The organism is Pseudorhodobacter sp. (assembly GCF_030452865.1).
Lineage (GTDB): Bacteria > Pseudomonadota > Alphaproteobacteria > Rhodobacterales > Rhodobacteraceae > Pseudorhodobacter.
This window is the reverse complement of sequence record NZ_JAKDLJ010000553.1, coordinates 1-1,823: the sequence shown is the minus strand read 5'-3', so window position 1 is coordinate 1,823 and position 1,823 is coordinate 1. Positions and strand designations below refer to the sequence as shown.

At 58.0% G+C, this 1,823-nt stretch carries 2 protein-coding genes; one reads left to right on the top strand and one right to left on the bottom strand.

Going from position 1 to position 1,823, the window contains the following annotated elements; translation table 11 throughout:
• The coding region (locus tag L0H65_RS19325; RefSeq protein ID WP_367652019.1) for a cytochrome b/b6 domain-containing protein at positions 1-598 on the top strand (598 nt) is incomplete at its 5' end.
• A 58-nt stretch (positions 599-656) separates the two neighbouring features.
• Here L0H65_RS19325 and L0H65_RS19320 read toward each other — a convergent pair.
• The coding region (locus L0H65_RS19320; RefSeq protein WP_301460813.1) for a HAMP domain-containing sensor histidine kinase at positions 657-1,823 on the bottom strand (1,167 nt) is incomplete at its 5' end.

Sequence of the window (1,823 nt, the reverse complement as noted above, 5' to 3'; positions counted from 1 at the left end):
ACTTTCCGACCATGTCACTGAAACATCCCATGCTTTGCCAACGCGCCTGCTGCATGCAGGCTTGGCGGGGGCGGTTATCGTGCAGCTTGCCAGCAGCCAGTTTATGAACCCGGATGGCGCGGGTAATACCGCGTTCGAGGTGCATGAATATGCAGGCCTCGCTGCCTTTGGCTTGGTCGCCGCGTTTTGGGGCAATACGATGCTGCGGCGGCGCGGCACCCCATTGGTTGAATTGCTGCCTTGGCTTTCCGGCACTGCCCGCGCGGCGCTTTGGCAAGATATTGGGCGGCATATTGCGGCGATCAAGGCCAGAAAACTGCCCCCTCATGCGGCCTCTGCGCCGCTCGCCTCGGCCATTCATGGCTTGGGGTTGTTGTTGATGACCGCGATGGCCGCCTCTGGCACGGTTTACTATTTCATCAATACCGGCGACCCGGATGCGGGCGGTTTGGTGGGATTGACGATGTCGGTTCACAAGACTCTTGCAAACCTTGTTTGGGCCTATTTGATCGGTCACACCGGAATGGGCGTTTTGGCGCATGTTGCAGGCACCTTACCATTGGGGCACATGTGGTCACTGCGCCGCAATAAGGGCTAATTCATCCCAAGCGGTTAGCCCTTTTGCCACCGCACCCCCCCCCAGTGCGGTGGCGCTTTCATGGGACGATTGGGAATTTAAGCGTAACCACCAGCCCCGGCGCATTGTCGGATAAGACTAGATCTGCACCATGCAAATCAGCAATTGCCGCGACCATACTTAACCCCAAGCCATTACCTTCCGTCGCGCGGCTGCTTTCCAAACGATATAGGCGGCGCAAGACGTTTTTGCGTTCATCCGCAGGAATGCCGGGACCGTTATCGGCAACGCGCAGCACAACGCCGTCCGGTGTGGTTTCAACCGAGACCGCGATTTCACCGCCTGCCGGCACATGCCGCAGCCCGTTTTCAATAAGATTGGCGATGACTTGGCCCAACAAATCACGATCGCCCGCCACCAACGCACCAGCTTTGGCCGACAAGCGCAGCTTGTGCCCGCTTTCCTCGACCGATGCCTCAAACACATCAACGAAATCGGCGGCTAAGGCGCTGAGGTCAACAGGTTGAAACCGGTCACGCAATGCACCGCCCTCAATCTGGGCAATACGCAAAAGCGCGTCAAAGGTTTTGGCGATACGGTCGGTCTCATCAAATGCCGCCGCGACATATCCTGCTTGGTCTGGTGATAAGATCGTGCGACTTTGCAAGCGATCTAACGTCAGAGCGACGCGCTGAATGGGGGTTTTTAGGTCATGTGCGATATCGGTGGTTGCTTGTTTTAACGCGGCCATTGCTGCCTGTTGCGCCTCGGCCATATGGTTCAGGGCCTCGCCAATTTCGGCCAAATCGTCACGGTCAGCAGGGTTTAGGGCCACGCGTGCCGACAGATCACCATGGCCAAAGCGTTGCAAAGTGTCGCCAATCGCCCCAATCCGCGCCTTGGCGTGGCGGGCAAAGAACAGACCAACGGCGGCAGAAATCGCAAGGGTCGGCAGCAGGCTGATAACCAGAACATTCAGAAAAATCTCACCCATATCAACCAATTGCGCGCGGCTAAGGGCAATGGTCAGGCGGCCACCGGCCATTGGGAAGTCTTCCGCCAAATAGCTGTCATCGACGCCGTCACCTTTGATAGCATCCTCGGGGACAAGCGTAAGCGATTGAACCGGCGGCACATATTCGACGTTCGACAAGCGGGGGCCATCGGCGGGCGTGTAATCCAGCACCAAAAGCGCTGGGTCGGCCTCGGCAATATCGACACGCAACTCTTCACGGCGCGCTGACCG